Annotated in this window: 26 protein-coding genes and 1 other RNA gene; 8 read left to right on the top strand and 19 right to left on the bottom strand. The window is 63.2% G+C overall.

The window, feature by feature from the left end; all coding sequences use genetic code 11:
* Positions 1-38 precede the first annotated feature (38 nt).
* Positions 39-956, bottom strand: coding sequence for a LysR family transcriptional regulator (locus AC5P7U_RS11045; protein ID WP_312562488.1), 918 nt, complete (start codon positions 954-956; stop codon positions 39-41).
* A 97-nt stretch (positions 957-1,053) separates the two neighbouring features.
* Here AC5P7U_RS11045 and AC5P7U_RS11040 point away from each other — a divergent pair, with 97 nt between their 5' ends.
* Complete coding sequence (locus AC5P7U_RS11040) at positions 1,054-2,298, top strand: GDSL-type esterase/lipase family protein (protein WP_197564391.1); 1,245 nt, start codon at positions 1,054-1,056, stop codon at positions 2,296-2,298.
* Positions 2,299-2,356: 58 nt separating this feature from the next.
* On the opposite strand, the gene fur is transcribed toward AC5P7U_RS11040, so the two are convergent.
* Complete coding sequence (gene fur, locus AC5P7U_RS11035; RefSeq protein ID WP_005409235.1) at positions 2,357-2,764, bottom strand: ferric iron uptake transcriptional regulator; 408 nt, start codon at positions 2,762-2,764, stop codon at positions 2,357-2,359.
* Between the two features lie 103 nt (positions 2,765-2,867).
* Between fur and AC5P7U_RS11030 the strand changes: the two genes are divergently transcribed.
* Complete coding sequence (locus AC5P7U_RS11030; protein WP_006434042.1) at positions 2,868-3,260, top strand: outer membrane protein assembly factor BamE; 393 nt, start codon at positions 2,868-2,870, stop codon at positions 3,258-3,260.
* A gap of 36 nt (positions 3,261-3,296) precedes the next feature.
* Here the strand turns inward: AC5P7U_RS11030 and AC5P7U_RS11025 are convergent, their stop codons facing one another.
* Positions 3,297-3,554: an RnfH family protein gene (locus AC5P7U_RS11025; protein WP_008268432.1), complete on the bottom strand. Its 258-nt coding sequence runs from the start codon at positions 3,552-3,554 to the stop codon at positions 3,297-3,299.
* A 3-nt stretch (positions 3,555-3,557) separates the two neighbouring features.
* A complete protein-coding gene (locus tag AC5P7U_RS11020; RefSeq protein WP_032959119.1) occupies positions 3,558-3,983 on the bottom strand; it encodes a type II toxin-antitoxin system RatA family toxin in 426 nt (141 codons plus the stop codon).
* Between the two features lie 57 nt (positions 3,984-4,040).
* Here AC5P7U_RS11020 and smpB point away from each other — a divergent pair, with 57 nt between their 5' ends.
* A complete protein-coding gene (gene smpB, locus AC5P7U_RS11015; RefSeq protein ID WP_040007975.1) occupies positions 4,041-4,544 on the top strand; it encodes an SsrA-binding protein SmpB in 504 nt (167 codons plus the stop codon).
* Between the two features lie 117 nt (positions 4,545-4,661).
* Here smpB and AC5P7U_RS11010 read toward each other — a convergent pair whose 3' ends face one another.
* The 3 genes from AC5P7U_RS11010 to AC5P7U_RS11000 form a co-directional block, all read right to left on the bottom strand.
* Complete coding sequence (locus AC5P7U_RS11010; protein ID WP_006433951.1) at positions 4,662-5,234, bottom strand: hypothetical protein; 573 nt, start codon at positions 5,232-5,234, stop codon at positions 4,662-4,664.
* 229 nt (positions 5,235-5,463) lie between these two features.
* Complete coding sequence (locus AC5P7U_RS11005) at positions 5,464-5,766, bottom strand: hypothetical protein (protein ID WP_197564392.1); 303 nt, start codon at positions 5,764-5,766, stop codon at positions 5,464-5,466.
* 7 nt (positions 5,767-5,773) lie between these two features.
* On the bottom strand, positions 5,774-6,574 hold the full coding sequence (locus tag AC5P7U_RS11000) for a hypothetical protein (protein ID WP_197564393.1): 801 nt from the start codon (positions 6,572-6,574) through the stop codon (positions 5,774-5,776).
* 1,243 nt (positions 6,575-7,817) lie between these two features.
* Between AC5P7U_RS11000 and ssrA the strand changes: the two genes are divergently transcribed.
* Positions 7,818-8,210, top strand: a transfer-messenger RNA (tmRNA) gene (ssrA, locus tag AC5P7U_RS10995).
* 163 nt (positions 8,211-8,373) lie between these two features.
* Positions 8,374-9,579: a tyrosine-type recombinase/integrase gene (locus AC5P7U_RS10990; protein ID WP_495221127.1), complete on the top strand. Its 1,206-nt coding sequence runs from the start codon at positions 8,374-8,376 to the stop codon at positions 9,577-9,579.
* A gap of 145 nt (positions 9,580-9,724) precedes the next feature.
* On the opposite strand, the gene AC5P7U_RS10985 is transcribed toward AC5P7U_RS10990, so the two are convergent.
* Both AC5P7U_RS10985 and AC5P7U_RS10980 read right to left on the bottom strand, forming a co-directional pair.
* Complete coding sequence (locus AC5P7U_RS10985) at positions 9,725-11,095, bottom strand: hypothetical protein (protein WP_495221126.1); 1,371 nt, start codon at positions 11,093-11,095, stop codon at positions 9,725-9,727.
* A gap of 170 nt (positions 11,096-11,265) precedes the next feature.
* Entirely contained in the window at positions 11,266-11,763 is a 498-nt protein-coding gene (locus tag AC5P7U_RS10980; RefSeq protein ID WP_495221124.1) for a hypothetical protein, read from the bottom strand.
* A 210-nt stretch (positions 11,764-11,973) separates the two neighbouring features.
* Between AC5P7U_RS10980 and AC5P7U_RS10975 the strand changes: the two genes are divergently transcribed.
* Positions 11,974-12,195 carry a hypothetical protein gene (locus tag AC5P7U_RS10975; RefSeq protein ID WP_152908745.1) on the top strand — a complete coding sequence of 74 codons (222 nt, stop codon included), beginning with the start codon at positions 11,974-11,976 and terminating at the stop codon, positions 12,193-12,195.
* Positions 12,196-12,646: 451 nt separating this feature from the next.
* Here the strand turns inward: AC5P7U_RS10975 and AC5P7U_RS10970 are convergent, their stop codons facing one another.
* Positions 12,647-13,261: a hypothetical protein gene (locus AC5P7U_RS10970; RefSeq protein WP_414554728.1), complete on the bottom strand. Its 615-nt coding sequence runs from the start codon at positions 13,259-13,261 to the stop codon at positions 12,647-12,649.
* Positions 13,262-13,322: 61 nt separating this feature from the next.
* On the opposite strand from AC5P7U_RS10970, the gene AC5P7U_RS10965 reads away from it, so the two are divergent.
* A complete protein-coding gene (locus AC5P7U_RS10965; RefSeq protein WP_049458482.1) occupies positions 13,323-13,622 on the top strand; it encodes a hypothetical protein in 300 nt (99 codons plus the stop codon).
* Positions 13,623-14,239: 617 nt separating this feature from the next.
* On the opposite strand, the gene AC5P7U_RS10960 is transcribed toward AC5P7U_RS10965, so the two are convergent.
* Positions 14,240-14,674: a BLUF domain-containing protein gene (locus AC5P7U_RS10960; protein ID WP_049458478.1), complete on the bottom strand. Its 435-nt coding sequence runs from the start codon at positions 14,672-14,674 to the stop codon at positions 14,240-14,242.
* A 212-nt stretch (positions 14,675-14,886) separates the two neighbouring features.
* Here AC5P7U_RS10960 and AC5P7U_RS10955 point away from each other — a divergent pair, with 212 nt between their 5' ends.
* Complete coding sequence (locus AC5P7U_RS10955; protein ID WP_197613502.1) at positions 14,887-15,246, top strand: hypothetical protein; 360 nt, start codon at positions 14,887-14,889, stop codon at positions 15,244-15,246.
* Positions 15,247-15,293: 47 nt separating this feature from the next.
* Here the strand turns inward: AC5P7U_RS10955 and AC5P7U_RS10950 are convergent, their stop codons facing one another.
* Genes AC5P7U_RS10950 through AC5P7U_RS10915 form a run of 8 tightly spaced genes read right to left on the bottom strand, consistent with a single transcriptional unit; the run spans position 15,294 to position 25,550 of the window.
* A complete protein-coding gene (locus AC5P7U_RS10950; protein ID WP_049458476.1) occupies positions 15,294-15,653 on the bottom strand; it encodes a hypothetical protein in 360 nt (119 codons plus the stop codon).
* 1 nt (position 15,654) lies between these two features.
* Positions 15,655-20,751 carry a host specificity factor TipJ family phage tail protein gene (locus AC5P7U_RS10945; RefSeq protein ID WP_495221121.1) on the bottom strand — a complete coding sequence of 1,699 codons (5,097 nt, stop codon included), beginning with the start codon at positions 20,749-20,751 and terminating at the stop codon, positions 15,655-15,657.
* Complete coding sequence (locus AC5P7U_RS10940; protein WP_495221119.1) at positions 20,742-21,137, bottom strand: peptidoglycan endopeptidase; 396 nt, start codon at positions 21,135-21,137, stop codon at positions 20,742-20,744. Before AC5P7U_RS10940 ends, AC5P7U_RS10945 begins: the two co-directional genes overlap by 10 nt.
* A complete protein-coding gene (locus tag AC5P7U_RS10935; protein WP_447376615.1) occupies positions 21,137-21,598 on the bottom strand; it encodes a DUF1833 family protein in 462 nt (153 codons plus the stop codon). The genes AC5P7U_RS10940 and AC5P7U_RS10935 overlap by 1 nt, the downstream gene beginning before the upstream one ends.
* A complete protein-coding gene (locus AC5P7U_RS10930; RefSeq protein WP_495221118.1) occupies positions 21,595-21,951 on the bottom strand; it encodes a hypothetical protein in 357 nt (118 codons plus the stop codon). The genes AC5P7U_RS10935 and AC5P7U_RS10930 overlap by 4 nt, the downstream gene beginning before the upstream one ends.
* The gene (locus tag AC5P7U_RS10925; protein WP_495221117.1) at positions 21,948-24,815 is read right to left on the bottom strand and encodes a phage tail length tape measure family protein; all 2,868 of its coding nucleotides are present in this window, start codon (positions 24,813-24,815) and stop codon (positions 21,948-21,950) included. Before AC5P7U_RS10925 ends, AC5P7U_RS10930 begins: the two co-directional genes overlap by 4 nt.
* Positions 24,815-25,204: a phage tail assembly chaperone gene (locus AC5P7U_RS10920; RefSeq protein ID WP_495221116.1), complete on the bottom strand. Its 390-nt coding sequence runs from the start codon at positions 25,202-25,204 to the stop codon at positions 24,815-24,817. Before AC5P7U_RS10920 ends, AC5P7U_RS10925 begins: the two co-directional genes overlap by 1 nt.
* Positions 25,158-25,550 (bottom strand): hypothetical protein, encoded by a 393-nt coding sequence (locus tag AC5P7U_RS10915; protein ID WP_414554737.1) that lies wholly within the window; start codon positions 25,548-25,550, stop codon positions 25,158-25,160. The genes AC5P7U_RS10920 and AC5P7U_RS10915 overlap by 47 nt, the downstream gene beginning before the upstream one ends.
* Positions 25,551-25,566 lie beyond the last annotated feature (16 nt).

Here is a 25,566-nt window from a genome sequence, read left to right as displayed (position 1 = left end):
TCGGCGAAGATCGTGAGGTTGCCGGCCAGCGGCCGGCACTACCCTTGTGGCTGCGTCAGATCGACGTTCTCCACCAGGAAATCGAGGAAGGCGCGCACCCGCAGCGGCAGATAGCCGCCCTGCCCCAGGAACACCGCGTGCACCTCCTCAAGGTCACCGGGATTGGCCTCTTCCAGCACCGGCAGCAGGCGCCCGGCGGCGATGTCGGCCTGCACCTGGAAGGCGGCCAGCCGCGCCATGCCCAGCCCACCCAGCACCAGCTGGCGCAGCGCATCGCCATTGCTGGCACGGGCGTTGCCGCTGGGCAGCAGCATGCGCTCACGACCATCCTGCAGCAGCGGCCAGCCCTGCATCGCCCGCGCATGGCCGATGTCCAGCCGGTTGTGCGCCTGCAGCTCCTCAGGATCGCGCGGCAGGCCGTGCCGCTGCGCGTAGGCCGGTGCGACCACGATCATCATCCGCGTCGCGCCCAATCGCCGTGCCACCAGGCTGGAACTCTTCAGCGGGCCGGCGCGCACCGCCACGTCGGTGCGCTGCTCAAGCAGGTCGATCACTTCGTCGTTGAGGGTCAGGTCCACCCCCACCTGCGGGTTGCGATCGAGGAACGCCGGCAGCAGCGGCAACAGGAAGTGCTGGCCGAACGGCACGTTGGAATTGACCCGCAGCCGCCCGCGCGGCTCGGCGTGGGCGCTGGCACAGCGTTCGGCCTCCTCCAGGTCGGCCAGCACGCGCAGGCCACGCTCGTAGAACGCGCAGCCTTCCGGGGTCAGCTGCAGCTGGCGGGTGGACCGCTGCAGCAGGCGGGTGCCCAGCCGCTGCTCCAGCCGCGCCACCAGCTTGCTGACCGCCGACGGGGTCATGTCCAGGGTGCGGGCCGCCGCGGAAAAGCCGCCGGTCTCGATCACCCGCACGAAGACTTCCAGTTCACCGGATCGGTTGATGTCGGGTCGCGCCATGGCGATGAATCCAGTTCACAGATAATTGTCCATGCGCAGTCTAGTTCACAGATGAGGGCGAAATCACCATGGCGGCTCCTTTCCCCGGAATCGCTCCATGGACCGCCTCCGCAAGCTCACTGCCAGCGCCCTGCTCGCCCTGTCCGGCGCCGCCAGCGCCACCCCTGCCCCGCACTGGGTGGCCAGCTGGCAGGCCAGCCCGCAACCGGTGTGGGGCGCAGACTTCCTGTTCCCGTCCCTGATCCCGGCATCGCTGCACGACCAGACCTTCCGCCAGACCGCGCGCATCAGCCTGGGCGGCCCGCGCCTGCGGGTAAGGCTGAGCAATGCCTACGGCACGCACCCCCTGCGAATAGGAGCGGCCAGCGTGGCCGCACGACCGGGCGCGACACCACGGCCGCTCCACTTCGACGGACAGCCCAGCGTGCTGATCGGCCCGGGCCAGGAACGGCTGAGCGATCCGCTGTCCCTGCCCACCGGCAATCAGCAGGCCCTGCAGGTCAGCGTCTTCGTGCCGGGGCCGACACCGCTGCAGACCTTCCACTGGGACGGCCGCCAGACCAGCTGGATCGCCGGCGGCAACCAGAGCCAGGCGCGCAGCCTGGATCGGGCCATTCCCACCACGGCCCGGCTGTTCCTGACCGGCATCGAGGTCGAAGCCGCCAACAGCGCACGCAGCGTGGTGGTGATCGGCGACTCGATCACCGACGGCGCCACCGCCAGCCTCGACCAGGACCAGCGCTGGACCGACCATCTGGCCGCGCGGCTGGCACCCCGGGGCGTCGCGGTGGTCAACGCAGGCATCTCCGGCGGCCGGCTGCTGCGTGACGGCATGGGCGAGTCGGTTCTGGCCCGCCTGCAGCGCGATGCACTGGATCAGCCCGGAGTAGCAAGCGTGATCGTGCTGATCGGCATCAACGACATCAGCTGGCCCGGCACCGCCTTCGCCCGGCAGCAGGCACGTCCTACGCTGGCCGAGCTGCAGGACGGCTATAGGGCTCTGGCCGAACAGGCCCGCCGGCGCGGACTGCGCGTCCTTGGCGCCACCCTGCCGCCCTTCGCTGGCGCCCTGCCCGGCACGCCGCTGGACGACTACTACCAGCCCGACAAGGAGGCGCTGCGCCAACAGCTCAACACCTGGCTGCGCACACGCAGCCCGTTCGACGCGGTGATCGATCTGGACGCGGCCCTGCGCGACCCGGCCGATCCGTCACGGATGGCGCCGGCCTACGACTCCGGCGACCACCTGCATCCGGGCGATGCCGGCAACCAGGCGATGGCCGAGGCGGTGGATCTGGAGGTGTTGATGGCGCCATCCACGCATGGCGCGGATCTACTGTGAACAACGAAAAACCCCGGGCAAGCCCGGGGTTCTGTCGCGTCCGGCTGGCCGGAACGGCTTACTTGCGCTTCTTGCGCACGTACAGCACCAGCGAGTGCTCTTCCAGCTCGTAGCCGTGATCGGCCGCGATCTTGCGCTGCAGCTCTTCGATCTCGTGGCTTTCGAACTCGATGATCTTGCCGCTGTCCACGTCGACCATGTGGTCGTGGTGGCCGCCGCGGTCCAGCTCGTAGACGGCCTGGCCGCCTTCGAAATTGTGCTTCAGCACGAGGCCGGCAGCCTCGAACTGGGTCAGCACCCGGTAGACCGTGGCCAGGCCGATCTCGTCGCCATGCTCCAGCAGCTGGCGGTAGATGTCTTCGGCGGTCATGTGGTGCTGGGCATTGCGCTGCTCAAGCAGCGCCAGGATCCGCATCCGCGGATGGGTCACCTTCAGGCCGACTTTACGCAGGTCGTGGGTTTCCATAGGTCTCCGTTCATTGGCGATTTAGCGCCAGCTGCCTCGGATTGGGTCGCGGTGGCACGCCGGGAGTGTATCATCGGTTTGATTTCCCCAACCGCCAGTCCCGATGCGCAATCTCCTGTTGGTCGCCGCCGTCGCCCTGTCCACCACCGGGTGCGGCATCATCTACAAGCAACCCATCTATCAGGGCAACCTGATCCGGGAAGATGCCGTGGCCAAGCTGCAGGTCGGGCAGAGCAAGCAGCAGGTCACCGCGCTGCTGGGCACCCCGTCCATCCCCGACCCGTTCCACGCCCAGCGCTGGGACTACACCTCCAGCCAGCGCGTGAACCGCCTGGGCCGTACCGAGGTGAAGAATTTCGTCGTGTTCTTCGACAACGACACCGTCACCCGCTGGGAAGGCGACTACTTCCCGGGCAACGACAAGGCCCTGGCCCAGCAGACCGTGCGCCAGTTCGGCCGCAACCTGCCGAAGGACAAGAAGAAGAAGGGCCGCTGAGGCGCCCTGCCCGTCCGCACGGACGGGTCACGGGCATCAACCGCCGAGCGCGCGCCGCCGGCGGTTGTCCTTGGGGTCGGCCAGCAACGGGCGTAGCAGCTCGATGCGGTCGCCTTCCTGCAACACCTGCTGCGGGCGCGCCAGCACGCCATGCACCGCCACCGCCGGGCATCCGGCAGTGCCGTCCAGCGCGGCGGCGGCAATGGCATCGGCCACGGTCGCGCCCTCTTCCAGCTGCAGCCGGCGCGACAGCACCCGCTGCGGCCAGGCCAGCACCACCTCGACCTCGATCATCGCTCAGCCCTCGTCGGCGACGCGGACGAAATCGTTGACCATCCGATCGGCCAGCCCCTGGAAGCCGATCGCCAGGGCCGGGCCCAGCAGGCGCGAACTGGGCTCGAACTCCAGGGTCAGGGTGACCTTGCAGGCATCTTCGGCCAGCGCATGGAATTCCCAGCGGCCGTGCAGTTGCTTGAACGGGCCATCGCGCAGCTGCATGTCGATGCTGTGCGGGCGCTGCAGGGTGTTTTCGGTCTGGAACCAGGTGCTGAACGAGCCCAGGCCCAGGTCCAGGCGCGCCACCAGCCGGTCTTCGCCCTGCTCCAGGATCTGGGCGGCCGAACACCAGCGGAAACGGCGCGGATAGGCCTGGACATCGTTGACCAGGTCGAACATGCGCGCGGCCGAATGTTCGACCAGGGCGCTGCGGCGGATAGTAGGCATGAATACAGGACGTTTCGGCAATCGACCGGGCGGGCCCGAATCGGAGACAATACGGAAATGAGCAAGAACAGCGGCAAGGATAAAGCAAAGAGCGCGACGGCCAACAAGACCATCGCGCTGAACAAGCGTGCCCGCCACGAGTACCACATCGAGGATCGCTTCGAAGCCGGCCTGGCCCTGCAGGGCTGGGAAGTGAAATCGATCCGTGCCGGCCGCGGCAACATCGTCGACGCCTACGCCTACGTCAAGGATGGAGAGATCTTCCTGATCGGCGCGCAGATCACCCCGTTGATCCAGGCCTCGACCCATGTGGTGGCCAACGACCGGCGCGAGCGCAAGCTGCTGCTGCACCGGAGCGAGATCGACAAGCTGGTCGGCAAGGTCGAGCGCGATGGCTATACGATCGTGCCCACCGCGATGTACTGGAGCAAGAACAAGATCAAGCTCGAAGTCGCGCTGGCCAAGGGCAAGCAGACCCACGACAAGCGCGATGCCGCCAAGGACCGCGACTGGGCGATCGAGAAGCAGCGCGTGATGCGTCGCGGCAACCGCGACGCGTAAGCGGTTGCGCATGCCCCTGTAGAGTCGAGCTTGCTCGACTGCTTTGGCCTTCTGTAGAGCCGGGCCATGCTCGGCTTGGAGAAGAATCAGTCGAGCAAGCTCGACTCTACAAGCCGGTCAACCGGCCAGCGCGCCCAGCTTCCGCATCCGCGGGGCCAGCGCCGCGTGCATTACCGCCAGGTGCATCACCACCGCCAGTTCAGGCGCGTGGCGGTCATCGCCCGCGCGCCACTGCTGGGCGAGCCGGGCCGCATCATCCGGCAGCAGTGCCAGCAGCTGGTTATCGTCCAGCGCATCGGCCGCGCCCTGCAGTTGGCGGGCCGTCTGCCGCGACTGCCACACATGCACGCCGATGCTGAGGCTGGCCAGTGACATCAGCACCACGGCCAGGCCGTGCTCGAACCACTGCGACAACACCTCCGGCCCCCACAGCAGGGCCGCCAGCACCGCCAGGCCCGGCAGTCGCCACCCCAACCAATGAGTGCGGCCGCGCTGCGCCCAGTGCACCACCACCGCACTGGCCACCAGCGCCGCCGCTGCCGTTGCCGGCAGTTCGGTCAGCCAGGTGACTGCGAGCAGCAGCGCCAGCAGCGCCCAGACCCAGCCGGGGGGCAGCGCGCGCCGCTGGTAGTCGGCACCGACCGGTCCGACCAGCTGTCGCAGGCTGCGTTGTTGGCTTGCCTCGGTCACCCACCGTCTCCGTGTCTGTCATGGCTCGGATATTCGTTGCCAGTGTGTCGCAAATTCGTGCCAATGACGTTACCAATCCGCTATGGCCACGGCATTACAACGCCCTGTGGATGGACAAGGTGACTGTTCAGCTGTTTTGCCGTGGCGAGGAAGGCATTGGATTGGCGTGCTCTGGCCACAGCAGTGCCTGGCCGTTTCCCATCGATACCTTCCTGCGCTACTGACGGCACTACTGCTCCGGCCGACAAGCAGGGTGGCGAGCTTGCCTGGAATAGATGAGAACGGATATCACCGACGCAAGGAAACTTGCCACGTAGAGCAATCCAGCCAGAACTGCAACAGGAACATGCCGATTGAAATATGGCACACCACTCACAACAAAAAAAGCTGAAAAAACGGGAGCCAAAGACAGAGATACCAGCGCCGCGACGCCAGCAGAATACGCCCACCCGTGCCTATGACGAACGAGGGCGGGCATCGACATTATCACCACTGCCAAATGGAAAATAATCAGAACCACGAAGATCTGCATGTGCGCCTCACTTCAAGCCCGCGGTACTCCGCATACTTTTATAGCTGCTCATTACAGCGTCTGAATCCATTGCCCCGACCTTGTTCGAATAAGCCTGAAGCAATGCAGCCGACCGGGCATCCCCCAAGTCACCGGCCACTGCAATCGCAGCAGCATAGGGGAACTGCATCCCACCAATCACTGCACTAGTATGCCCATACAAGTACGCAGCGAATGGACTGGGTTGGAACTTGAGAATCCCCGCAGCGGCGACCTGTGTATCGACAACCAACTGCTGGTACTCGCCCCGAGCGGCGGGCGAAGCTTGAAATACTTCACTGAGACTTTCAGCCCCGGAAGATGACAGCAGGTCCTCAAGCCTTGCTACGTTTCTGTCAACATAAAACGCCTTCGCCTTGACATCTCCACGCCGGGCCCTATCGAGTAGTTCGTCGTCCGTAAGATTCCTTGCATCCAGCCATTCCTCGGCAGTTGGGAACCCCAAGGCATCAACCTCGGCCTGCGGCTTTCCTTCCAGGCCGGTAAAGATATTGTTGTATCGGATCGAGAGATTGGCCAGATATCCACGCTGCTCAATGGTCAACGAAGAGCCATCACCCTCCCACTTGAACGTTGATCGCTTGCCCTCTTCGCTCCCCTTTTCAGGGGCCGCCTTTCCAGGAATCCCGCCTCCAGACCCGCGATCAGAGTCACTGGAACTCAGCTCCGGCTGGCTGCCCAATTGCTCCGGGGGCTGCCTGCAAGCAACCAGAAAAATTGAGGAAACTGCAATAGAAACAACCAACCCTACGCCAACCTTTGCTTTCATGGCGCACACCCATTAGCTTTCATGTCATAAACCCAAGCGGCGCACGAATTCTCATTAACGGCCCTTGCGTAAGCTTCATTTGACCCATTCGTAGTTGAAACGGCGCCGTGATACATCCCCGCATAACCCACACATACGTTATAGGATTCCGGAGTGGCCTGTCCCGAACAAGCGGAAGTCAGTGCTTCGCCGAATTGGATATCACATGAAGCTCGATGCATCGCGCTCCCCCAACAGGCGTCATGGCTATTGCATGCCGCCAGAAAACTCACGCCCGCGAACGGCGCGTTTAGATCTCCCGAATAGCTTGACGAATTAGACTGAGAAAGCGCGCGATCCAGAAACCAGTTCGCTCGAGGCCCAGTACCACACCCGTTCGGCACCCACCCAGGGCTGAATCCGGGCACAGATGGAGGGGATCCATAATCGCAGTTTGAAGGGCGGCTTGTGCGCATGGCTCTGCAGACTCGATCCTGATCTAGCTCTGGCGGCTCATCGGGATACCGTGCGTTCTCCTCAAGAAACCGCTGATGGGCAGCGAACGACTCCTGATTGACTGCGCTAGAACACGCAGTTCCGTGACAACTGAACTGACCACCGCCCATTCGTGGTGCAGTCACCTTGACTGGCGGCAGAGTGACAGTCTGGGAGTAAGCCGAAAAAAACGTCACGCCAATCGCCACTGCCAGCAGGGCAATCCTTCCCTTCATTTGCATTCCTTTACTTTGGCTGGAACTCATCAGCAAGGGGACTCCAAAAGCTCCCCCTGCACTCCTTGATACCTTGAATCCACTTTCCTTGACCCCTTCCAACCTTTTATCAGTCCCAGGATGGCAGCGTCAATCGGTGAAAGACTCGACTCTCGAACTGGCCCGCGCGCTTTCACCTCTGAAGCGGATCGAACATGAAAATCATGGGCCGGCAATTGGCACTGATAGTGCCGTAAGCGCCCAGGAGTGCTGATGCCAACGGGTTCGCACAACCCTACGCATGTCACCGATTGGCCGGGCGACACCGTCCAGCACTCACCAGATCTTGTCCGGGTTGAGGCGGCCCCCAACCTTGGCGGTGACACTGGCCCCGACCATCACCTCCTGCCCCCCTCCGACGCATGAGCTGCCGGCTGAATCGCCGCCGCGTGACTGTTCAGGAAGATTGCCGTACCATTCGCATCGTTAGGCGGGTTCTTGGTCGATCCATGATCAACCAAGGGCCTGAAAGCCTTGCAAGACTTGAAGAAACCGGGGGTGCATTGGTTTCGACGGGGGTTGTGAAGTCGCCTGGCGCATGCCGAGGGGGTAGCTTTCCTCGTAAATCCAGCTGCAAAACTCTAGTTGCCAACGACGACAACTACGCTCCGGTCGCTCTCGCAGCCTAAAAACTGCGGTGCGTGACCTTCTGCCGACTTAGGCGGAGCCTCGAAACTGCTTGTGTCCATGCTCGCAGCGTAGAGTCATTATCATGGAATCGCGCTGGGCGGCTGCCTGTCAGTCCGGCACTAGAACACAACAGGCTGGTTCCCGGATGCGCTTTGCACGCCGTGCTGTTCGGGGACGAGATTTAACGGCGAGCTAAGCATGTAGTGCTGGGGATGGAGTGCCTTCGGACGGCGGTTCAATTCCGCCCACCTCCACCAATACCGGGTCCGAAAGGGTCCACGAAAAGCCGGAATCCCTCGTCAAATAAGGGGTTCCGGCTTTTTCGTTTTCCACGGTTGTCCATGCTGTTCCGTTGCAGCCTATGAGACGGTGGGGGTATATCTAGGGGTATCGAGCCGCCCACGAAATCCCGATACCCCCATGCCCCTGACCGACCTCGCGATCCGCCGCGCGAAGCCAGCCGACAAGCCGCAGAAGCTTTCCGATGCTGGTGGCCTGTACCTCTACGTCACCGTTGCCGGCGCCAAGAGCTGGCGCTGGAAGTACCGCTTCGGGGGGAAGGAGAAGGTGCTGGCGCTGGGGCTGTACCCGGAGGTGAGCTTGGCCAGCGCCAGGGATGCGCGCGACGACGCCCGGCGCCTGCTGCGCGCTGGCGTGGACCCGGGTGAGCAGAAGAAGGCAGCCGCCACGGCCGCCGTCATGGATGCCGCTTCCAGCTTCGAGGCGATTGCCCGCGAGTGGCTGGCCGCCCGCCCCTGGGTGCCCAACTACAGCAAGAAGGTCGAGGCATGGTTCGACAATGACGTGTTCCCCCACATCGGGAAGCTGCGCGCGGCCGACCTGAAGGCCTCCGACTTCCTGAAGATCGCCCGGAAGATGGAGGAGCGCCAGGCGTTCGAGTCCGCGCACCGTGTCATGCAGAACTGCGGCCAGGTCATGCGATACGCCGTGGCGACTGACCGAGCAGAGCGAAACCCCGTCGCGGACCTACGCGGCGCCCTGGTCCCGCCCCCAGAACGGAACCACGCCGCAGTGGTGGACCCGGTCCAGTTGGGCGGGCTACTGCGCGCCCTGCACGCCTACCGTGGCGCCGGCATCGTCAGCACAGCGCTCAAACTGGCGCCCCTGGTGTTCGTCCGCCCCGGGGAGCTCCGGCAGGCCGAATGGACTGAGATGGATCTAGATGCCGGCCTGTGGTCGATTCCGGCAGCACGCATGAAGATGCGGCAGCCTCATATCGTGCCGCTGGCGCGCCAGGCGGTTGAGATCTTGCGCGAGCTGAAGCCATACACCGAGTCGGGAAAGTACGTGTTCCCCGCCAGGGGCAAGAAGGATCGCCCGATGTCGGAGGTCGCGGTACTGGCCGCGCTACGTGCCATGGGGTTCGACAAGGACACCGTGACGGGTCACGGCTTCCGCGCAACCGCGCGCACGCTGCTGGATGAGGTGCTTGGGTTCCGTCCGGACATCATCGAGCACCAGCTGGCGCATGCCGTGCGCGACCCGAATGGACGCGCCTACAACCGCACGACACACCTCGATGAGCGGGTTCGGATGATGCAGGAATGGGCGGACTACCTGGATAGACTGCGCGATGGCAACGTGATGCAACTGCGGGTTGCTTGATACACGCCGCGTCGCAGTTGCTGCAGCCCCGCCCTCAGCTACGCCTTTCGGGCATCCCTCGGACGGGGCTCGGTCAGATGAGTCGGTGGAGACTCCCACGCCACCCTAAGCGCGCCGAACGTCCGCGCCTACTACCGCAGCTGTCTCAGAACAATTTTTTTCTCATATCCGTGAACGCATTCTTCCCTGCCCGATGATCACTGCTCGTCTTGGAGAGAATGAACGGATAGCGCTCATCCCCCCTAAATGTGAGCTTGCAGTGTTTGCCGTCTTGGCTAATCTCAAAACCCAGCGCTTCAAGCCCCTTACGAATAGCCGGATTCATCGAGTCGTATTGACTCAGGAGATCTTTAATCTTTGAAGTAATAATATCGCGCTCCCCTTCACTCTTGTTCGACTCCAAAATCGAACTCAAGATGTGACGCCTGCGAGAATTATCCTCTGCGGACTCCGCAGCACTCCGAAGGGCGTCCAGAACCGCTGAGAGCTGCTCCCCCTGATAGAGATCGCGCTCTGAAGAAGCGAGCTCAATCGTCGAAACAGCATCACCAGCAACTGATTCTGTTCTCCAACCAGAGAACCTCCCCCTGTTCAACTGCGCCTGCAGCCGCCTGATTTCCTCTCCCTGTTCAGCCATCTTTTTCCGTTGCTCGGCAATCTCACCGTCGAAATGCGCAACATACTCCTCCAAGCCAACGGCACCAGACTTACGAATCTCTTCGAACTTTTCGTCCGCCACACACTGCTGAAGGTGACTCCAGGTGCATTCCTGGCGAGTCCGGTGGTACAACAGAGAACTTCTCACCTTACGGGCAATCGCAAACTGGAGTTCGCCAGACTCCTTCCAGCGATCCGGGAGGTACAACCACCGACCTACGCCATCCGGCCAGTAGATAGCAACCGCTCCGCCGTACGGATTTTCTCCGAACACCTCCCGCGAAAGCACAGTTGAGAAGGAGCGAGAGGGCTCTACGACGACATGAGCCATAGCCGAGATCCACTGAGCCAGACGCACAGGATCTACAGAAAGGCTACCATCCCCCCGCCGACTCACATATACCACCGGCATGGCACTTCCCGTGCGCGCACAGATAATATCCGCTGCAAGATCCTGATGCTCTTCAGTCAAGAAAAGCGGAGAATCATCGACAACAAGTCGACCATCCTCACCTCCCGAGAAATTTTTCATCAAGAGTTTGAGAATATAAGGCCTACGGCCCCCATCCAATCTCTCGACTGGAATTTCTGCATCGACGCTCAACTGTACAGAAACGAAAAACTCACCCGACAGAGACCGGCAGCCGACTACCTCCGTCGTCCAATGAATGCCATCGCTATCAGCTTTCTCATACTTGACGCCGCCGACTTGGGAGTCCCCGGAGTGAGAGAAAAGAAACTCCGCCTTCTCCCCGTCAGCTTCGTAGATCCCCCGCGGACTCCCGCACTTCAAATCGCTGAGGAGAGTGTGCGGACTGCCACTGATCCACTGCTTGCAGCACTCCATAAAATCAGCCATCTCCGCATCGGAACGGAGTGGAAACTGCGTCTTAAACGTCAGCACTTGAATCCCCCTGTTGATCCATCAAATTTCAGTGCTCCTGCATCGCCGCCAATAGCCGACCATGCCTCCATCTGTTGGAGAAGATAGCATCTCACTGGGCGATTGGCCTCGGCAACAGTTTCAGCCTATATGCCGCGGCGCATCTGCTGCAGCCCTGCCCTCACCCATGCCTTACTGGCGTCCCGAGGGCGGGGCTTGGTCGTCTGCGGCTTGGCTGGCTCCAACGCTTCCTTGACTCGCGCTGTGGCGAGCGCGGTCGCCTCGGCCAAGCGCCGGGCCTGATCCTGCTGCTCGCGGGTCGGCGGCAGGCCAGGCAGTGGCGGCGGCGGCTGGATCGGCGTGCTATCGGTCAGCCGGACGACGGCCTCGCGCAGAGGCAGGTCGGGATACAGCCTGGCGGCGCACCACCGTTCGCCGTAGCGCTTTGCCTGCCGGACGTTGGCGGCCCGAACTTCCTTCACGTCCCAGAATTTCTGGCCTTCCATCCATAGCCGGACCCCAGGACCGCCATCGGGCGTGACGCTGGCCGTCTCCCGGCCGTTGTACCAGAGCGCCCAGCGCTCGCCGGTCTGGACCCAGCCAGAGGGAATCGGGGCAGTGCGGAAGCCGTGGGAGGAATACATGGCCGGAAGGATACGACCGGCCGTCTCAATCGCTGCGATTCGCTCAATGGTCGGGCTTAACCGCTCAGCCTTCCCCGATTTGCCCTTCCAAGCCGATCTGTAGGTACTCCCCTACACGGCAATGAGCAATTTTCCTATTGCTAGCGTCCAAATGCGTTGAGACCTTTCGATTGCCCACCGGGCATTCATCAACTTGACAATGGAGTGATCATGAAGATCCAAAGTGTCTTGCTTGGTTTGATCGTTGCTGCTGCTGGAGCGGCCGGTGCTGTAGGCGTGGTTCCCGCAGCTAACGCTGCATCTTTCCACACGTCATGCGTGCCTGCCGGCGGCGGCATGGCCCGATGCACGCAGACGTTCTGCCACGAAGGAACCTGCTGGGTGACCGACACTTGGACGCAGCCGATGCGCGAAGCCATCGAGTTTGATTGATACCCAGGCGCAGCGGCATACGCCGCTGCGCTCCTTCACGCCTTCCAGCGAAGAGAATTTGTACAGCACGACGTTCTTAACTGTTCATGCTGTATGGTTGATGCACTTGGCTCCTCTCCGGCGCGAAATCCTTCGCCCCCGTGTCTAGCCCCTTAAGGCACGACACATGACACCCCCGACCGCTTTCCGGATCTTTCGGATCCGCCCATTGCTGCACCTGAATGGAACGCTCGAGCGAGTCGAATCGCTTCAGGTCAAGTGCGGCTCTTGTGGAGACGAATCACGTATTTCCCGCGGCAGCGGGCTTGCTGACGTAGGGGGAGGTGTTGAGCTGACTTGTCCAGCATGCAAAGTGACGGGGATCTTGACCACCAACGAAGCGTGGATCCTGTGGGGCGAGCAGCTGAGGAAGGATCGAATCCTCGCTCTTGCTGGCCTGACGCCGGAAGACCTAGATAGGTCCTAGATCCTGGGTCACCGCCTGCCCTTCTCGCAACACAGTAGCCAGAAGCCGGCCTCCGGCAACCTGTCGCCCCATCCGCGCATTGAGCCACGCAGCCTGAATTTTACCTGCAGCGAGAACCTCGGCCGGTGCGAAGCTGTCCGACCTGCCGGCCAGCGGCTCCCCTGGGGAAGCCAAGCCCCCATCGAGGGGCTGCACTATCGTTGGCTTGGAGCTGTCGCTCTTCGCATAGGCTGTGGCCACCATTCGGCCTCTCTTCGGCGACCAGCCACCCAGCACCAGCTCGGTCCCAAGCTTTTCGATCGGCAAGCGAGCCTCGGCTGCCGCCCTCAGGTAATTCGGCCATAGTTGATCCACTACCAGGCCCAACTCGGCGGAGAGCTGCTCCATCGTGAAATCAGCTCGGAAGCTCGCCTGCAGAGCCAGCTCGTAGATGCGAACGAAGAACTGCGTGGACCCGCGCGCAGCCAGCACAAGGTTGTGCTGCGGAATCAGGAGCAGTTTTGCACCAGATGAGTGGGCGCCGGTCTGGGCATCCTCCGCCAAGGTGTCAACGGCAACGAGGAGCTGGTCAGCACGCAGCAAAACGTTGAGGATGCTCATTGTGTCCGCCTAGTGGCCCACACGGACTATCCATCCTATTCATGCGCAAGTCGAGCCCGCTATGACACTCACCCTGGAGCAAATTGCTGAACGACTTCGCTCGTGCGAGGTCGATCTGGAAGCCCATCGGGCCTACCTCAAGGCGATGGAGTACGCGCTTGGCGCTGCCATCGCCACCCACAACGATCGGCGATCACTGGCCCGCGTGTGGGAACTTATGCTGGTAGAAGCGGCGGACGTTCATGCCGGCACCGACGGCCCGGTTTTCACCGCTGCGCTTCAGCAGTCTCTTCGCATGCTCACCGAGCAGATTTCCTCGATCGACCCAAGGGCTACCAATCAGCGCCCAGTAGACCAGTAAGGATTCGCTCAAGCTCGGCGGCGGCCTCCTGCTGGGAGCCCACTTTGATTGAAAGGCCGATTTGTGACGGACCGGGCCTGACCTCAAACCGCGTAATGGTGCCGCCCCCCCGCCCATCCACCTGAACCCTGGCCGTTATGGTTCTTCCCCTGGCGCTGAATATCCAATCTTGAAACTCGTGCATCTGTACTTCTCGGTGTGGGCCTCACAGGATAACTGCAGCCACGTGATGCGAGAATCATCCAAGGTGACACCCGCACTCTAGGTGTTGACCCGAGATTTCGCCCGCCATGCTCCTGTCTCAACGTCCCTGCGTAGCGCCCACGTCTTTGCGGGTATCTTCGCGCCACGAGCGGTGAGGTACTCCGGCATTGAAAGAAGAACCTCTTCCCCCCTCACAGAACAACTGGTCGAGAGGACGACGCCATCACTCAACTCCACCAAGCACGTGGTCTCACCGTCAGTTGCCGGGAGGCTGCCAGAAAGATCGGCGGTAGCCCCGGGATAGATGTGGGTATGCGTGAACTCAAAGCGCATCGATCTGTTCCCTACTGCCCTTGATCGCTTATACACCCGAGGACAGCACAAGGTGCTATCTCCGGGGGAGCCGCAGCAATTCAGGCTGCCGCCGACTCGCGGCATTGCGCAACCAGATCGGCGAGTTGCTCCATGCCCGTAACGGGATCAAAACGGCCTTTCAGGCGCTGGGAGAAATTGGTCCAGTCGGCGCGGACCAAGGACTTAAGCTGAGAGGGGGTCACCCGCATGAATAGCAACGGCTGTTCCGGGAAGCGGAGCTGCTGAACAGTCCCTCGAGCGAGCTGCACAAGCTCTGAGTGGATGGCCAATGACTCGATGTAGACCAAAGTCGCAGCTACCGAACTAGCGGTTCCCTCGAGGTAGGTAAAGAAGCGGCGTCCATCGAAGCACACAACCGCTCTCGACCCGCACGCATCGTTGAACCTAGCCCCAGCAGCCATTAGGTCGGCAAGCCGGCTTTCAGCCACTTCTTCGACAGCGGAGCTTACAAACACAACTGAACACTTGAGCATGCGGCACAACCTCGAATTCAGCGGTGATCGTATGCACAGCTATGTGCTCAGCGCGTGCAGGAAGCAAGGCAACAAGCGGTGCACAGTCGCGGGACTTTCACGCTCGCAGAATTACGCTCCGTACACCACTCAAGACTGAGCGGCCGTGAGCAGCATCAGGCAGCCGCGCGCACCTCGCAGGAAGCGACCAGCCCACACACCGTCGCCCCTGAATGATCAAGAGCAATCCCCTACACGCGCCCCCCTTCGAACCCAACTCCCCTCAGTTCGCCTGGAAGACCAGGTTCAAGGACAAGTGTGTCTATACCGGTTGCGGAGTCGGCCTGCCTGGGCGGATTGAGAGTGACAAAAGTGCCGAAATCCGAGCAACCAAGCAGGCGCTTGCTGCGCAGCTTGCGCACGTTCGGCTTTCGCAGTACCACGAGGTGTTCGTCCGAAATACGACGGCCGCTCTGATCACTGTCCACCACTTCCTTTCTGAAGCAGCGGAGAGGGATGCCGTCTTCTTTCTATGCGCAGATGCAGAGGTCGCGGGGCAGATCATCGAGACACTCAATATCTGCACCGAGTAGCACACGGCGCCATCGGGGCCCGTTGTGGAAGCGTGATGGTTCGGCCGTCAGCTCCCTCCTTCACCCGGCAGCGCTGTGACCATCGCTGCGGGCGAAGTCGCCGTCTCCCAGACCCGGTCCGTCGCGGCCTTGATCAGCGCCATGAGCTTCCAGCCAGGCACCACCTCCTGCTCGCCAGTCACCGGGTGGATGATGGTGTACTCGCGATCGATCAAGGTCTGGATTCGCGCCGGGATGGTGCGGTCGTACTCCCGGCTGTTCACGTGGTTAGCGACCGGGTCCCAGTCCACTCGGTCGAAGTTGAACAGCACCGGACCGTCGTTGTTTCGGAAATCCCACTGAACCTCAATTCGGGTCGCCAACATCTCAACCCGGTTGTTGTTGCTCTCGGAAAGAATCGGTGACATCTCATTGCTCCACGGAAATGATGCCCAGCGTCTGATTGATAGCCACACCGACCGGGCCGCCGCTCGGCGTGCCGGTGGCCACGTTGCGGGTGACGATGATGGCGCGGTAGGTGAATTGCTCGGTGCCCGGCGTGTTGTCGGTGAAGGTGTGCGAGCCACCCATGCGCGAGATCAGCTGCGATGGGCCACCCTGCTCGTTCAGCACCTCGTAGTTGCCCGTGACGTTGAAGTTCGTGATGAACTGCTCGCCGCCGTTTCCGACCCTCCGGTAGATCGCGATGGTTGCGTTCACCGGTCCGGAGACGCCGGTCCAACGCCCCGTGTTGGCCGTGTCGGTCTTGGTCATGTCGTAGCTGACCACGACGTTCTTGGCGCGCCCCAAGGTCGAGAACGGCCCGTTTATGATCTCGGCGTTGCCGTTGGTCGAGGTGGTCTGCACAGCATTCTTGAGCACGCCTGCCGACAGGCTGCCACCGAAGTAGCCGTTGCCCTGGTTGTCCACCCAGAACAAGCCGTTCGCCTTGCTGGCATTGGCCGGGTTTGAGCCCACACCGATCCACATCATCAGGTCGTTGGACACGCCGAACGGTTTGCCATGCACCATCATGTAAGCGCCAGAGCGGGTAACCCAGCGGCCGCCCTCGAACGTCGTACTCCCGGTGTTGTTCGGATCAACGATGCCCAATCGATCAGCAACGAAGTTGATCTGACCGATGGTGCCGTTGTTGACCGACGTCATTCCGATGGCCCGACCGTTGACGTCCAGCGCCCAGGTATAGGACGCCTGCAGCTGGCTCTGACCGTTCTCCAAGGTCGTCGCACGCACCGACAGCGCCTGCGTCGCTTCGGCCATGCCGGCAGCACTCACGGACCAGGAGGACGGCGCTGTCTGCCCAGGAGCCGCCTTTTCAAGCATGGGCTGCGTAATCCATGAGAAGGGCGATTCGCCGTTCGCGTCCTCGGTCCACCAGCGCTGAATCACGGTAACGGTGCCTTCGGGCAGGCCGTTGGGGAAACGCGCATGTACTCGGGCCCACTGCCCGAGCAGCTTGCCGCCAAACGCCCGCGACACCGGTGAGCTGACGAAATCGATGACGCGCCCCGTCACATCAAGCGCGATCAGCTGCAGGTACGAATAGCATCGGTGACTTGCCAGATATGCCGACGCGATCCAGTTCTCCCCAGCGATCACCACTGGCCTTGCATCATGGTCCAGCGCAACGCCCCCGCTAGGCGTTCCCCCGACGCTGAAGCCCGCTTGGGCGCCACCGACAGGTGTCCAGTCAAGCCCTGCGAAGTTCTTCTGCAAAGCCGCCTGCCACGGATTGACCGCGAACTGCCAGCCGGACGTACCCATACCGAAGTCAGCATTGCGCAGCGAATTCACGCCACCGGACTGCGATGCACGCACCTGGTTGATCAGCTGGCTGTTGGCATCAACAACCCCGTCCAGCTCGGTAACCTCGCTGCGCAGCTGCTGCAGGGCGTCGGATGAGGCCTTTCCTTCCAAGGCCGCATTGGTCGCATTGATCCGCTCGCCCAGCGCGCTGTCTCGGCTGACACTGGCCTGCTCGACTGCATTCACGCTGGCCGTGCTCGCCTTGCCACCCAAGGCCGCATTGGTGCTGTCGAGGCGCTGGCCCAAGGCCGAGTCAGCATCGGCGCGTGCCTGCTGCTCGCTGGCCACCTGTGCATATGTGGCCAGCGTGCCAGCACCCGCCGGCATCCGCGCAACCACGGCATCCACGCGGCTGGCCTCAGCCTCAATGTCGCTGGCGTTCTTGGTGGACATGCTGATGGCCGCCGCCAGCGCATCGCCCACCGAGGTGTAGTCGCCGATGGCCTCCCACACCGCCGGGTCGGTGCCCGGCTCCACGTCCACGTTCTCGGCCAGCGCCCGGTAGAGCGTCCCAGCGCGGCGCACGAAGTCACCCGCCGGGTAGGTCGTACCAGCCGCCCATTCGTCGGCGCCGACAATGTCCTCCAGGATGCCGTTGAGCGCAGCGACCTGCTCGTCGGTGTACTGATGTGCCTTGCCCACGGCCTCGTTGATCGCAGCCAGATCGCCGGCCAGTCGATCGATGATCTCCTGCCCTACCCGCTGGTTGGCCCGCTCAGCCTCTTCCCAGGTTTCCTGCATCTGCTCGCCGAGGTTGTTCCCCAGCGTACGGGACAACACCCGCATTCCAGTGGACAGCGCGCCGCTGGTGTTGCGCGATCGGCAAGCGAACGTCCATTCGCCCGAGCTTGGCAGCACTGCCTCAAAGGCAGCAGCGTGATAGCCGGTATCGCCCAGAGGCGTCATCTGGTCCCAGGCCGGCGAAGCGATCGGGCCTGGCATGTAGCGGATCTCTACGCCGGCAAAGTCAGCCGATTGAATGGTGTCACTGAGGAATCCCCACGTGTAACGGCGCACGCCGCCGCTCAGCTCCTCCACGTCGAACAGGTCTACCAGCACCGGCGGCACGTCTGCGCCGATGGTGTTGTAGATCAGGCTGACCGCAACACCCGCCAGTCCGTCGGGGCTGTATGGCCGCACGGTAACTGGATAGGTGCCTGCTGCTGGGATGCGCCAGCTGGCCGAACGGGTTACGGTGCGCGCGACTTCCTCCAAAGCGGCGTTGCCGTCGAGGTCGCTCAGCACCACGATGTCTCCGACCGGACCAGAGATGTCGAACGAGGCCTGCAGTTCGGTGTAAACCGTATCGCCCTGCACCACCTGTCGTTCGGTCATCTTCAGGTTGCTGGCGACCGGCCGCGTCTGCAGCTGCGAGCCATTGCCGGGGGGGATGTACTCACCGGTTTTGACGTAATGCCAGAACTCCTGACTCTCTGGCACCACGTCCACAGCGGCTCCCTTCAGATCGCTTTCCGGCCGTACACCGACCACGCGCACGCGGTAACCCGGGGTCTGCTTGAAGTCGTAAATCCAGATAGTGTCCCAGGCCGGATTGGCATTGCCGTTGCCCGGCAGCTCGGCATCGGTCGGCCACGGGTCGGCGAGCTTCAGCTGGTCGCTATCGCCGGTGAAAGGCACGACCCGCAGCACGCGGTACACCCGCTCGCCAGGGATGCGCAGGCCGATGTAGGCGCTGCCCTGCGCGGGCGCAGGCACCGGCACGTCGAGCTGCAGCGTCACGGCTCGCCCCGGCCCCATCGATGCGGACAGCACCTGGCCCCCGAAGCCCCACTGCGTCAGATCGTGCTGAAGCGCCAGCACCGACATGCGGCCGTAGGACATGTGTTCGATATCAGTGCTGTAGGTGATCGCCTTGTACTGATACATGCTCTGCGCCAGGTGCCAGCGCGCCAGCAGTGCCGCGTGTGCCTCACTGGTGACGCCCTCGCCGGACACCTGTGCCGGATTGAGCATGGTCGTCACGCCCGGTGCTGGCACGCGCAGCGTCTTGGCCTCCCACGTGGTGCGGTCGAGATAGCTGTATTCGATGCCATCGGCGGCGCTGGCCAGGGTGTAGTCGACCTGGAACTGCCCCTTCTTGATGGTGGCCATGTTGACCACGCCCGACAGCGGCTGTTCGTCAGCGGCCCACACCACGGCCAGCCGGCCGCGGGGCCAAGCGATCTGGCCGAAACCGGCCAGCGCGATCGCGTCGAGCACGCCCTGATGGCTGCGCACCTCAGTCAACCAATGGTCGTACGTCAGGTCGTTCGCAGCGCAGTGCAGTGTGAAGGCCTTCAGAGCCTCGACATCGATCTGACGGTCGGGCAACCCCATCCCGGCAATGCGCTTGCCGGTGGGATCAGTGAAGCCTCGGGCATAGGCAAGGATCTGCGCACCTGGATTGTTGCTGGACTCGGTCACCCAGCCGATGGCATCGCCCTTCCACACCGGGATCGGAGCCGAGTGCGCCACACAGCGGATCTCATCAGGCGCACCGTTGAGCTGGCCAGAGGCCCGCATACGAATGCCGATGCGCGAAATGCCCGGGTAGCCCGACGGCTCGCGTCGAACGCTGGTCAACGTGGTCCAGGTGAAGTTGGCCTGGGCGCCGCTGCCATCGGTGTTCTGACCGGCCACTCGCACGCGCACGTCGTACTGCCCCTCGGGCACATCCAAGGTGTAGCTGCGCTTCTGGGTCTTCTGGGTGCGGCCAGAGACGCTGTAGTTGCCGAAGTTCAACCAGTTGCCGGTGCCGACGGCCCGGTACTGAACCTGAAGCTGCTCCCGGTTGTCCTTTTCTTTTCCCTTCGAGGTCACGTCCCAGATCTGGAACTCGACGCCTACCACCAGGCGGATCGTCCGCTCACTGCCGGTGCGCTGCACCCATTGCCCCGGCCGATTCTTGGGATCGCTACTGGTGTCGAGCAGCCGACCACCCTCGACCACAGCCACGTTGCTGTAGATCGGGATGTCCTGATCGGGCATGCCAGAGAAGCCGTTGTACCAGACCTGCACCCCTTCGAAGCTCGAGAGCAACGCGTCCCCGTTGTAGAGCTCTTCCACTCTGGCAACGTTGATGCCGGGAGTCAGCAGAAGCGAGACGAACTGCTGGTCGCCCTCGTAGTTCGTGTACGGCAGGCTCGCCACGTCCGGGGCGATGCGCACCGACCCGAACAGCAGGCCCAGCGGCTCGTAGGGCCGTGGGCGGTTGCGGGGCGCGGACAGAGCGAAGGTGCTTTCGGCGGGCGCGGCGGCGCTGGGCTGCTTGGGCTGCAGCACCTTGTTGATCAGCAGACTGCCGGCCAGATATACGCCCGCACGTGCTGCCGCCAGACCAGCACCAGACAAGCCCGCCTTCGCCAGCCAGCCCGCCAGCATCGGCGCCTGGAATGCAAAGTAGGTCAGCGCGACCATGGCGACCAGGCGAACAGCGCTCTTGCCCACCGCCCCACGGACCTCAATGACTTGGCCGTGCTTGGGATAGACGTGGCTCCAGAGGTGACGATCGACAGGGCGACCGCCAATTGTTACCAGCCACGCCTGCCCGTCGAGCCCTTCTACGTGGCGCATCAGGAAGGCATACAGAGACTCGCCCGGACGCAGGTCCACCGGCGCATTGCGCTGACCGTCCAGTAGCACCGGGTGGGGAGTGACGATCAAGCGACCGGCGGGGACAGGGGCGTCCATCAGGCCCATGAGTAAAAGCCCTCGATTCGAAGCCCGAAGCCGGGCAGTTCACGCACGCGGTGCAGCACGCTGCAGCCGTTGCGCTCGTTGCTGTGCAGTACCCAGCCTTCATGGGCCAGGAAAAAGAAAACCCCGGCATGGCCAGGGTTTCGGTGGCCCTGATCGAACATCAGGACAAGGTCGCCGTCTTCAGGGGGGCCGTCTCGCCGATGCCCGTATGGCCGCGACAGGGTTCCCAGCTCGGCCGCACCCTGAGCACCGCGTGGGCGGCGCCCAGGCAGCGTGATCGGTCGTCCGAACAGTTGCAGCTGCACCAGCACCACCAGGTCGGCGCAGTCGAAGCAATCGGCGTCGTAGGGGATGCCCACGAACTTCTCCACATCCGCCAGGCGCATCAGAAGATCCCCGGCAAGGTGAACGGGTTGGCACGCAGCAGTACCGCCTGCTGGCGCGTCAGGTAGTCCACGCCGCATTGCGCTGTCGCCGTCTGGCTGTTCACCGACACCTGTGCCATCGGGAGGTCGTAATCCGCCTCAATGACGTTGGGGTCTGCGCGATCGGTGATGATCAGCCGTGCGTTCACGATCTCGCCGGGCAACAGGCCTTCCAGGTCCTCTGTGATGTTTCGGCCGACGTTGTCCAGCACCAGCTGGAGCCGCGGAGCCTGGCCGCTCACGTCCTCCGGCAGCTTGAAGCCAAAAGGATAGCCCACGTATACCAGACCCCGGCTTGTCCAATCGATCGTGTCGTTGGCAATGCGCAGAACCTCTGGGAACGACGGCGCGCTGATCTCGATCAGGGCCAAGGCGCTATCGGTGTCGGTCGTGCGCTGACGGCGCTCAAGGAAGCTACTCATCTCAGGTACTCCATAACCACCTCTCGCTGCGCAAGATGGAAGCGCGGTGCCTGCGGCGACATTGCACCAAGCTTTCCACCAACGAACCGCGCGACCACAACCTGCCCGGTGCGCGGATGTACCACGTTGAACCAGCCGATCCGCTTGATGTCGTTGAAGTACCAGGCCTCGAAGACAGCCACGTCTTCAGGAGTTTTGAACAGCACCGTCGCTGTGACCGTTGCCATTACCCCACTGTTGATCACCCGCTGGCGGGGAACGCCTCTCTCCATCTCTGTCCGTTCAACCGAGGGGTCAAAGTCCTCGCTCAACCCGATGAAGCGCAGAATTGCTGCGGTTGGCCACGTGCTCATCCAATAGTCTCCTGCCACCCGAACCGCGCCTTTCCAACAGCAGCCAGATCACCGCCATCCAAGCTATCGCCGACGATGTCTATCACCAGCCTCCTGAGCTCGCTTCCATCAGGCATGCGCTGGCTCTCTTCGCGTGCGCGCACCTGGTTGCTGCCGAAATTGTTGATCTCCACCCGCATGGCGCTACTGCCGCTTGGGGTGCCTGCGGTTGCCATTGGCGCCGCCGGCACCACCTGGCCATTGTTGCCAGGGATCAGGTACCTCTTGCCGTTCTGCTGGAACAGCTCCGGACGGCCGCCCTCACCCACCTCGTAGAAGGAGTCGCCCATGACGCCGCCACCACGGGCGCGGCCACCGCCGAAGCCCAGTAGCGGAATCGACTCCTTCACTACGCTGCCAATGCCACCACCCAGGCCGAGGAACCTGCCGAGGCCAGTTCCGCTCAAGCCGCCCAACAGGCCGACGGCCGCCTGCTTTGCCCCGATACGAGCCAAGTCCGCGATGATCGAGTTCGACATATCCCGGATGGATAGCTTTCCGGTCTGCGCTACCCGCACCCACATGTCTTCCCAACCGCCGAGCGCTGTGTTCATCACCCCACTGGCCTGGTCCATCGCGTTGCGGGCAGCGAAGACGTAGTCCTCCCACACACGGTTCACGCCGGCACGCCAGTCACCCAGCATCGCCAGGCGCTGCTCCTGGAACGTTCGTTCCTTGGCCAGCTCGCTGTCGCGGTACGCCGCTGCGTTCGCCGCCAGCAGATCCCATGACGCCTTGTCGGCGGCCACGTCTCGGCTGCCGATGCGCTTCAGCTCGTCCTGATACTCGCGCTGGATGTCCAGTTGCCGGCGGAGCATGCTCACTGCATCCGAACCGCGCCCCATGCCCATCAAGTCCAGCTCGTTGGAGCGCGCCCGGTTGCTGCTGGCCTGCGCGAGGATCGCCTGCTGCCTGGCCAGTGCCTCCGCTACCTCCTTCTCCTTCGTGTAGGCAGCAGCCTTCTGGCCCGAAGCCAGCAGTTCCTCCCTTGCCGCCGTCAGCAGCGCCCGTGTGGACGCTGTCATGGTGTTCTTGCTCTTGGCCAGCACCTGCTCGATCGCCATCGCCTGGCGTTCGCTTTCGGTCACCTTGACGCCGGTCTCCAGCAGCTGCTTGTTGGCCTCAATCTGGCGCTGCGCTGCGGCCAGCATGTTCTGGGCTGCGCTGTCGTCTCCGTTGCGACCGGGTTTCTTCTGACCCTTCTGGGAATCCTTGACCAGCTGAGCCAGCGCCTTGTCGTAACTGCCCCCGCTGATGCCCCCGTTGGCACCGAACTGCACACCCTTCAGCAGCTCGGAAGCCGGATTGGAGATCTTCAGGGCCTCGTAGCTGGCCTTCAACTTGCGCGTGCTCTCTTCCAGCTTCTCCGTGCTGGTCTTCGCCCGGTCCAGCACGCTGTTGATCTGCATGTAGCCGTCCAGGCCATCCTGCTGCAGCTGGTTCACCAGCGCGGCGCCCGCTGCGAGCTCCTGCTGATCCTTGCGCTGCTCTCGCATGACCCGCAGCTGCTCTTCCAGCACGCCGATATCGTTCTCGCGGGCGCCAGGCAGAAGGTAGCGCGGCCCCATGAACGCCCCGCTCTGCAGCGAGGTCAGCTTCTGTTCCAACGCCCCGATGTTGATGTCCAGGGTCGGGGTGTTGAGGTTCCGCAGGTCCTGCGTGAAGGCCTGCCACTCGCTGCGAAGTGCCGCCACCATGCCGGTTAGCGAGGCCGTCTGCGCCTTCATCTCCTCGGCGCGGCGGTCGAACTCCTGTGCCGCCTCGGCCGTCGCGTAGGCCACCGCCTCGGTCTGGCGTCCCTGCTGCTCCAACGACTGGACATGCTCCAGCACCGAGGCGGTCAGGAAACGGTAGTCGCTGTTGAGGTCTATTAGCGCCTTGGAGGGCGCCTTGGCGATCTCCTCCAGCTGTCGGGCAGCAGCACTTACGTCCTGCCCGCTCACCTGGGCAAGGCTCACTGCCGCTGCGGCGGAATGCGCGAGCAGCTGCCCACTCAGCCGCCCACCTTCTGCCAGCGCCACCACCGCCTTGCGCGCGTCCTCATACCGCCCGGTGGCCTTGCCGATGTCGTTGGCAAGGGCACGCAGGCCAGCCGAGGTGAGGCCTGCTGCATTGCCCGACTTCAGCAACGCCGCCGCATAACCGTCCATCTCCTTCTGGGCGCTGTAGGTGATGGCAGCCACCGCACCGAGACCCACGGCCAAGCCGGCCACGGCAATGCCGGTAGCGCTGAACACAGCCGAGAGGGCGCCTGACCGCGCCGTCAGGCTGGTGATCGAGGACTGCACCTGCGCGAAGTTGCCGGTGGCCAGCGCCCGGAACAGCATGGCGACGGTCTGCTGGGCTTCAACCGTCTGCAGGTTGAGCTTCCCGAAGCTGTTGGAAGTGGCCAGGATGCCTGCCCGGGTGCCATCGAGCTGGTTCTGGTACTGCTGCCACACTTGCGGCTTCAGCAAGCCGAGGTCGCGAGCACGGGCCAGCTTGTCTTCCTGCTCGGCCAGTTTGTTTAGCGCGGCCACCGTGGGATTGATCTGGCCCAGCAGCTTCTGCAGGTTCAGCTCGCGGGCTTCGGTCGCCCGCGCTGCCTGCTGCGTGGCCCTACCGGCGCGCTGCTCGATCTGCTCCATCTCCTGCACGCGAGCATTGATCTTGGCCTGCTCGTTGGCCCAGAAGGACGCCGACTTTCCGGTGTCCTTCTGGGACTTCTCCAGGCGTTCGGCGGCAGCACCGGCCTTCTCAGCCGCAGCGGCATTCTCGTCCAGGGCCTTGGTGCCCTCCACCAGGCCGCTGCTGTCGACCTTGTAGCCAAGCTCGGCGATGTCCATCAGGGGCTCCCATTGTTCTGCATTGCCCGCTCGCGCGCGGCCTTTTGGTCTTCGCGCACCGCGCGCAGGTACTGGTCATCCATCGCCATCAGCATCTGGACCTCCTCCGGCAGCAGTTCCATCTGCAGCAGGGAGGCCCATTGGCCGATGTCAGCAAACGTCAACGCCTCCGGGCCGCTGTGCCGGCGGGCGGATAGCTCCCAGAACCAGCCCCAGACGTGGGCACCTGCGTCAGGGATCTCCATCTCTGGCGCTTCGGTAATGCCGAAGCGGGCATTGCGTTGGCGCCGGGTCTCGCCGTTCTCATCCGCCATGTCGTAGCGGACGGCGATGTAGACGGCCTCAGCCGTCCGTTTCGTCAGGTCGGCGAAAGAACTCGGCACGTTCACCCAGCGCGGCGTCTGCCTGCTCTGCTACCCAGGGCAATTCCTTCAGTAGCTGCCGCAGGGTCTGGTCCTGGAACGCCGGCTTCTCGCCGTGGAAGGTCAGCTCGCCCTGCCAGTCCCAGCCACTCACCGATGCAGTCAGCATGGTGATGCGGCTGGCTTCGATCTGCTCTGCGGTCACCTTGCCGCGATTGTTGATGCGATCGTTGATCGCCTTGCGGGCAGCCGCCTTCACCTGCGGATGGCTGTCGGGCAGGAGGATCAGCACCAAGCCCACCGGCTCCTCCGTGGCGGGGTGCAGGATTTCCAGGCGGCGCGCTTCCGCCACGATGTTGGTCAGTTCGGTCATGTTCGAGATCCTTGAT

The sequence above is a fragment of the Stenotrophomonas sp. YJH_SMC_57 genome, assembly GCF_059369755.1.
This window is presented reverse-complemented; position numbering and strand designations above follow the sequence as displayed.